Genomic DNA, 7,224 nt, shown 5'->3' with positions numbered 1-7,224 from the left:
TGGAAGTTCTACGCAGGTCAGACTACGAAATTACAACGTTAGAGCTGCTCGAAGCAGGGGCAGAGCTTACACGGCAACTTCACCAATATGGTTATGCGCTGGGTGATTTATGAGGGGATCCTTCAGAGCTGAGCCTTAAGGATACCTGCCATTGACTTTATAATATGGCGTTCATCGTGTTCTCTATTTTCACGATTCAAAGTACGGATAACATCAACTAAGGACACATATAAAATATCTTCATAATCTCTGTAAGTCCTAATGTCACTTCTACCGTTTTCTCCCTCATAAATAATTTCTATCAATTCATTTTTCATAAAACCCACCTAAAATATATCAATTAACAACAAGTAAGCCTAACGCCCGCTTAAGGGGCTGACAACGCTACTACCAAGTTTCCGCATAACACCGTAACCACCGAAACCAACGCATAATAAAAATGCCGCGCGTTAGAAGTCCCTCTTGAAGCGTTTGTTATGTTTTATTACTTATTGATTATATTGAACTTTTATAACGTTCATTTGTTCGAAGCAGTTTAACTCAAAATGATAAACTTGCCTACTTTCAGCAATCATTGGTGCCGATAAGATCCCAAATAAGTTGAAGCGAAATAGCCTGCGGAATCAATGAGCAAGCAACACCAAAGAAAGAGACCTTTCAGCAAAAATCGAACCTTTTGCACACACAATTTATCAGAGCCAAACCCGACAAAAACACAAAAGCATCGTTCAACTTTCAATAGCCACAAAAAAGAACAATAAACTCATAATATCAATAAATTAGGATAGAAAACCGCTAAAATCAGACCAAACTTTCCCATTAAAATTTGTAAATTGATCTTGCTGAGGCTCAATAAAACATAACGCCGCATTAAGAGGCAGCCAACGCTACTACCAACTTTCCGCATAACATCGTAATCACAAAAACCAACGCATAATAAAAATGCCACGCGTTGGCTGTCCCTCTTAAATGCTTTGTTAGGTATTTTTGCTAAGGTAGTTAACTACAACATTTAGAATCAATGCTCCCGCTGCAATCCAAAGTCCGATTCGAGTGTACATGTTTGAACGTTTTAAATGCTCGTTATCTTGCTGTCTTTTTTGCATGATTTCAGCGGCTTTGAACAACATACCTTTCTGATACGGATAAAAGAAACAGTTGCTCCTATTACTTGTTATTACTTTTTTGTAAAAATCTGGATCTTTCGTTGCACCTTCTCGCCAAACACCCATATGACATTTTGCAGCGTAGTGATCTTTTATAGGATTAGCTTTCATCCTGTCAATTTCACAACGCTCTACATTAGAAAAGGAATTTGAAGTTTCAAAATCCGAGTCAATAGATGTATATTCTTTCGTCAACAAGTGGCAGTTTCTACAGTTTTTCTTCATAACTTTCTCAAATACCTAACGCCGCATTAAGGGGCAGCCAACGCTACTACCAACTTTCCGCATAACATCGTAATCGCAAAAACCAACGCATAATAAAAATGCCACGCGTTGGCTGTCCCTCTTAAATGCTTTGTTAGGCAGATAACTCCTTAGCCAACTCGATATCATTTAGAACAACGTCATTTTCACGTTCTTCATTGATCTCACCTGTGGCTATAAAACCTTGCTTTATATAGAAATTTAATGCGTATTCATTACTATCAAGTGCCCACAACGAAACTTTTCTGGCTTTCAGTTTTCGAAGCATACTCTCGCATTCATCGTATAAATATTGACCAACGCCTGTACCAATTTTACCTGGGTCGATATAAATAGAACTCAGCTCATAAACATCAGTGCCTTTCAAGGTTTTCGGTTGTCCAAAGCACAAAAAGCCACCCACTTTTCCGTCACAATCCGCAACGAGCACTTCCGCTAGTTCACGCTGAATGATGTTTAACCATAATTTCTGACGCTTTTCAAAGGTGTAACTGTCGATATAACTTTGAGGCATCAACCCACTGTAGGCATAAGCCCATGAATTGACATGTATACATGCAATTTTATCAACATCACTTAGTAATGCCTTTCTAACTCTAAACTTCATGATTTCCCTATATGCCTAACGCCGCGTTAAGGGGTGAGCAACGCAACTACCAACTCACCGCACAACACCGTAAAACATAAAAATCAACGCATAACGAAAATACTACGCGTTGCGAATCCCTCTTTAACGCCTTGTTATATTCGTTGCCTATTGATTAAAAAGCTGTTCTACCGTTTTCATTGGTAAGAACATACGAATACGCCCATTATGTTCGCACAATACTTCAAAGCCGAACTTCGTATAGAACGCTTGAGCCGAATCTGTCAGACAGTCCACAACAATTGCGTATACCCTCATGTGATGATTCACTTCCCACAAGTACTTCAGTGCGCGAATTAGACTAATTTTTCCGAGCCCAGAACCATGATACTCTTTGTGCACAGCTAATTGAGCCAAAAGAAAAACAGGGATTGGATACCTAGGAAGTTTCTTTGCTAATTGGGCCGGCAATGTTTCTCGACTGATTGAACTCGGTGCAACACTATAAAATGCACAAATAGCGAATTTTTGATTTAACAGTGGTTGAGCACTAGGTAAAACCATTGTTCGGCTAATACCTGCTTGCATGTGCTTTGCCGCTTGAGTTTTGATAAATGTGTTTAGCTCTTGCTCACCACAGTCAAATGAGTCGCGGTCATGCTTTGATTTACTAAGTTCTACAAACTCTTTACCCCAACTCACTTGATACCACTCTTATCTGTAAATTTAACCGCTTCAAGCAAAGCTTGATTCGGTGCTTTTACTTTATTACACGCAGCCATAAACTCGTCAAAGACACTGTCTTTAACCATAATACTTTCATGCTCCTCAATAACATGAGTCGCATCTTCGTCCATAAGTCTCACTACATATTCAGTGAGACTTTTTAAACCAAGTAAAGCCGATGCTTTTTCGGCCTTTGCCTTGATCTCTTCATCAAGGCGGATATCTAAACGTGCCGTAGCCATAATCCCTCCTACGTACGGATGCATTCCGTAACTTGAAAGATTATAGTGCAAATTTAAAGCACATTCAATTAGTACGGAAAGTTTACGGAACGAGAGAGAATATAACGCCCGCTTAAGGGGCTGACAACGCTACTACCAAGTTTCCGCATAACGCCGTAACCACAAAAACCAACGCATAATAAAAATGCCACGCGTTGGAAGTCCCTCTTGAAGCGTTTGTTATGCTTTATTACTTATTGATTAAATTGAACTTTTTCAATATTTATTGGTTACGAACACTTTAACTCAAAATGATAAACTTGCCTACTTTCAGCAAGTATTGTTGCCGATAAGATCCCAAATAAGTTGAAGCGAAATAGCCTGCGGGATCAAGGGGTCAACCACACCAAAGGAAGAGACCTTTCAGCGACAAATGAACCTTTTACGAACACAATTTATCAGAGCAGAGCCGGAAAAAAGCGCACTATCATCGATAAACTTGCGCTAACCAAACACTGCCAGCAAGCTAGATTTTATGAGATCCCAAACATGCTGAAGCGAAACAGCCAGTGGAATCAATGAGCAAGCAACGCCAAAGAAAGAGACCTTTCAGCAAAAATTGAATCTTTTGCGTACACAATTTATCAGAGCAAAACCCGACCAAAACACAAAAGCATCGTTCAACTTTCAATCACCACCAAAAAGAACAATATACTCATATTATCAATTAATTAGGATGAAAAACCGCTAAAATCAGACCAAGTTTTCCTATTAAAATTTGTATGTTGATTTTGCTGAGGCTCAATAAAGCATAACGCCCGATTAAGCAGCGAACAACGCGACTACCAACCTTCCGCATAACGACTTTATCACCAAACTACACGCATAATAACAATGCTTTGCGTTGCGAGTCTGTCTTGAATCGTTTGTTAGGTCACGACCAATGTTGCCTATGGTCTCTCGTTCATTATTGACTATCAAAAAAGAATTGAAGAAAAAGACAAAAATCGAAGCCGAAGTATTGGGCATCGCTCTACCTTGAGGTCTTGCGGGCGTCACGCTTCAATCGCGCCCCGATTAAGGTGCGCACGAAAGCGCCTCAAGGGTATCATGGAAATGACTAATATTCGTCCTTTTTGCCTTCTTTCCTCTATACCCTATTGGCTATTCCATACTCACTCGATATCTTCATACATTATTCGTGTGATCCCGTTGTGACCTAACGCCCGATTAAGGGGTTGACAACGCACCGCCGAACTTAAAAAACACACTGTAAACACTGAACTTCAATTTTGAACTAAAGTCGCCACGCGTTGGCAATCCCTCTTGAGCCGTTTGTTAGTTGCCCTTGCTCTATTCTAGTGCTAACATTTGTACACACGCAAACTTAGGGAGCTACTCATGGACACTAGAATTCAATTTCGTGTTGATGACGAAATTAAACGTTTAGCCCAACAAATGGCTGAGAGCCAAGGTCGCACACTCAGCGATGCTTGCCGTGAACTTACTGAACAAATGGCTGAGCAACAAAGAAAAACATTATCTCATGACGCTTGGTTAACTGAACAAATAAACCTAGCATTTGAGAAGTTTGACTCAGGAAAATCTTCATTTGTTGAACATAATTCAGCTAAAGCACGAATGGCTGAACGAAAGGCCAAAATTCGTAATCGAGGCCAGCAATGATTTTATGGGAAGAGGAATCGCTAAATGATCGTGAGAAGATCTTTGAGTTTCTTTATGACTTTAACCCTAATGCTGCTGAAAAAACTGATGACATTATTGAGGCTAAAGTAGAAAACTTACTCGAACAACCATTGATGGGTGTTCAACGGGATGGAATTCGAGGACGACTACTCATTATTCCCGAAATCTCAATGATCGTTTCGTACTGGGTAGAAGGTTCAATTATTCGCATAATGCGAGTTCTACACCAGAAGCAGAAATTCCCTACCGATTGATTGTAGTCGGTAGGCAACTAACGCCCGGTTAAGGGGCAACCAACGCTACTACCAACTTTCCGCATAACACCGTAATCACAAAAACCAACGCATAATAAAAATGCCACGCGTTGGTTGTCCCTCTTGAACCGTTTGTTAGTTGCGTTCTATCCATGAAGCTGGTAACTCTATAACATCAAGCATATAAGTTTTGGGTTCATATACTTGATTCTCCTCCGTTAGATAAACAACCGCAACATCACAGCCCAAAATCGACTTAATTTGTGAAAGACATACAAGCTGTGACTGTGAAAGACGATCGGCCCCCTTTTTTACTTCTACAAAAAGGACTGAGCCATCTTCTTTGTAAAGAAATAAATCAGGTTCTCCTGATGTTAAACCTTGCCTAAGCAATTTCAACATGGCTAATCGAGTAGGATTGATATATTTGGCAACAACAGCTAGGCCTTGCTCGTATTTATCATTGTTTAATTCCCAATCACCTAATGCATAAAAAGCCGTTCCTTGCCAACCTAGCTCTAGATACTTTTTGAGAGCATAGTATTCACCAAAATGATAATTTGGTTGATTGTATACATCTTGAGGTACAAACAATGATTCGGGAATCCAGCCTTTATTACCATTTTTCCAATCATCCAGAAGAAATTGTGGATAAGAGAAAATTGTTTCCGTTATTTCAAAATTCATCGACTCTCCTTGAAGCAACTAACGCCGCGTTAAGGGGTGAGCAACGCAACTACCAACTCACCGCATTGCACTAAAAACTAATAAAATCAACGCATAACGAAAATGCTACGCGTTGCGAATCCCTCTTTAACGCCTTGTTATGTTTAGAGAACTGAATTTTGTTCTTTTGCGTATTGTGCGTAGAGAATGTCGGCAAAATCTGTTTCGTTGATAATGCCGATAACAAGATCTCGAACTGCATCCGCAAGTAAATCGTTTTCCTGCGTAAGCTCAAAATCGTTAAGTGATAAATATTCAAGTGCCACAGCCAAACCTGTGCGTTTGTTGGCATCTGGTAGCGCATGTGAAACCGCTATACAAGCACTGTATTTAGCTGCGATTTCGAAAACATCATCCAGTCCTTCATAAACGATCGCATTATCGATTCGACCTAGCGCCCCTTGAAGCTTAGGAATATCAACTGCCCCTTTCATTCCTGGTTCTGTTTTTAGGATGAAAGCATTAATTTCGATCACTCGTTCAAAAGGAAAACAGATGATATCCATTACATATCAGCCAATTTAGTGAATGTCTTCTGATGGGTACGCAAAGCAAGTTTTGTTTCAGACTTCACAATTTGACGACCAGCATCACCAGTTAAATCAAGCTTTTTGCTAGCCTTAATTTTCGGTCTTTCAACAGCATCAACGCCGTAAGCTTCAACTTTTCGATTCATATCACACCTACTATCAATAAAGGTTTGACCGATTATAGCCCCAAAACGTGATAAAAAACATAACGCCGCGTTAAGGGGTGAGCAACGCGACTACCAACTAACCGCATTGCACTAAAAACCAATAAAATCAACGCATAACGAAAATGCTACGCGTTGCGAATCCCTCTTGAACGCTTTGTTATGTGATTTTGCGCTTGAGCTCCATTTCTTGCTCTTTGAACAATACATAATCACTAGCTTTTCTACTTTTTGCCGCCGTAAACCATTGAATCCCCGTTTCATCTAAGTGATTAAATTCCAAACGAAACTCGTATTTATTACTGCTAACAAAACCCAAAAAAGCACCGAACAAAAATGCTATGAATGGCAAAAAAGACGCAAAAGCTAATCCATATTCCTGATGTTCTGATGGGATAAAGATAAAAAGTAAACTCGATGAAATTGCACCCAAAAGGAGCATTCTCAAAAGATGGTCTTTGAACGTCAAAACTTTTACTTCAACACCAACAATTCGGCTTAAATCATAAGCATCTGAATTTACTTTCAATTGATTATTTGATTGTTGAATTACCACTGAATTAGCCACTTAATTCTCCTTTCTGTAGCTGAATTTACAATATCACATAACGCCGCGTTAAGGGGTGAGCAACGCAACGACCAACTCACCGCATTGCACTAAAAACTAATAAAATCAACGCATAACGAAAATGCCACGCGTTGCGAATCCCTCTTTAACGCCTTGTTAGGGCGATGCTAATTTGACCGCTTTTTCGTAAGTGTTCACCAAGCCCCTATTGACAGAAAAAGTGTGACACTCAGCACTTGATCCACTTTTTACTATTGAGTGATCATTCCAGTGCTTCATCCTGTTTGTTATGAGCAGAAAGAAAGCCCCTAA

11 protein-coding genes are annotated in these 7,224 nt (G+C 39.8%); 2 read left to right on the top strand and 9 right to left on the bottom strand.

Annotation, left to right across the window (positions count from 1 at the left end; all coding sequences use genetic code 11):
* Nucleotides 1–122 precede the first annotated feature (122 nt).
* The 5 genes from FKN93_RS16635 to FKN93_RS16605 all read right to left on the bottom strand — a co-directional run bounded on the left by FKN93_RS16635 (nt 123) and on the right by FKN93_RS16605 (nt 2,984).
* Nucleotides 123–317, bottom strand: coding sequence for a hypothetical protein (locus FKN93_RS16635; protein WP_170905690.1), 195 nt, complete (start codon nt 315–317; stop codon nt 123–125).
* A 660-nt stretch (nt 318–977) separates the two neighbouring features.
* Nucleotides 978–1,391, bottom strand: a complete 414-nt coding sequence (locus FKN93_RS16625) for a hypothetical protein (protein WP_170905689.1) — start codon at nt 1,389–1,391, stop codon at nt 978–980.
* Between the two features lie 133 nt (nt 1,392–1,524).
* On the bottom strand, nt 1,525–2,037 hold the full coding sequence (locus FKN93_RS16615; RefSeq protein ID WP_249374213.1) for a GNAT family N-acetyltransferase: 513 nt from the start codon (nt 2,035–2,037) through the stop codon (nt 1,525–1,527).
* Nucleotides 2,038–2,184: 147 nt separating this feature from the next.
* Complete coding sequence (locus FKN93_RS16610) at nt 2,185–2,718, bottom strand: GNAT family N-acetyltransferase (RefSeq protein WP_040905392.1); 534 nt, start codon at nt 2,716–2,718, stop codon at nt 2,185–2,187.
* Nucleotides 2,715–2,984: a DUF1778 domain-containing protein gene (locus tag FKN93_RS16605; protein ID WP_004397250.1), complete on the bottom strand. Its 270-nt coding sequence runs from the start codon at nt 2,982–2,984 to the stop codon at nt 2,715–2,717. The genes FKN93_RS16610 and FKN93_RS16605 overlap by 4 nt, the downstream gene beginning before the upstream one ends.
* A gap of 1,380 nt (nt 2,985–4,364) precedes the next feature.
* On the opposite strand from FKN93_RS16605, the gene FKN93_RS16595 reads away from it, so the two are divergent.
* Complete coding sequence (locus FKN93_RS16595) at nt 4,365–4,649, top strand: type II toxin-antitoxin system RelB/DinJ family antitoxin (RefSeq protein ID WP_017040620.1); 285 nt, start codon at nt 4,365–4,367, stop codon at nt 4,647–4,649.
* Entirely contained in the window at nt 4,646–4,924 is a 279-nt protein-coding gene (locus tag FKN93_RS16590) for a type II toxin-antitoxin system RelE/ParE family toxin (protein WP_154170972.1), read from the top strand. Before FKN93_RS16595 ends, FKN93_RS16590 begins: the two co-directional genes overlap by 4 nt.
* 135 nt (nt 4,925–5,059) lie before the next feature.
* Here FKN93_RS16590 and FKN93_RS16580 read toward each other — a convergent pair whose 3' ends face one another.
* The 4 genes from FKN93_RS16580 to FKN93_RS16565 all read right to left on the bottom strand — a co-directional run bounded on the left by FKN93_RS16580 (nt 5,060) and on the right by FKN93_RS16565 (nt 6,912).
* A complete protein-coding gene (locus tag FKN93_RS16580; RefSeq protein ID WP_170905686.1) occupies nt 5,060–5,611 on the bottom strand; it encodes a VRR-NUC domain-containing protein in 552 nt (183 codons plus the stop codon).
* Nucleotides 5,612–5,754: 143 nt separating this feature from the next.
* Nucleotides 5,755–6,156, bottom strand: a complete 402-nt coding sequence (locus FKN93_RS16575) for a type II toxin-antitoxin system death-on-curing family toxin (RefSeq protein WP_170905685.1) — start codon at nt 6,154–6,156, stop codon at nt 5,755–5,757.
* Entirely contained in the window at nt 6,156–6,326 is a 171-nt protein-coding gene (locus FKN93_RS16570; protein WP_001080654.1) for a hypothetical protein, read from the bottom strand. Before FKN93_RS16570 ends, FKN93_RS16575 begins: the two co-directional genes overlap by 1 nt.
* A 178-nt stretch (nt 6,327–6,504) precedes the next feature.
* Nucleotides 6,505–6,912, bottom strand: a complete 408-nt coding sequence (locus FKN93_RS16565; protein ID WP_170905684.1) for a hypothetical protein — start codon at nt 6,910–6,912, stop codon at nt 6,505–6,507.
* Nucleotides 6,913–7,224 lie beyond the last annotated feature (312 nt).

Origin of the sequence: Vibrio sp. A8-1 (assembly GCF_013048685.1) — a bacterium.
Lineage (GTDB): Bacteria > Pseudomonadota > Gammaproteobacteria > Enterobacterales > Vibrionaceae > Vibrio > Vibrio metschnikovii.
Note: the sequence above shows the minus strand (reverse complement) of the source record. Positions and strands in the feature narration are given on the sequence as shown.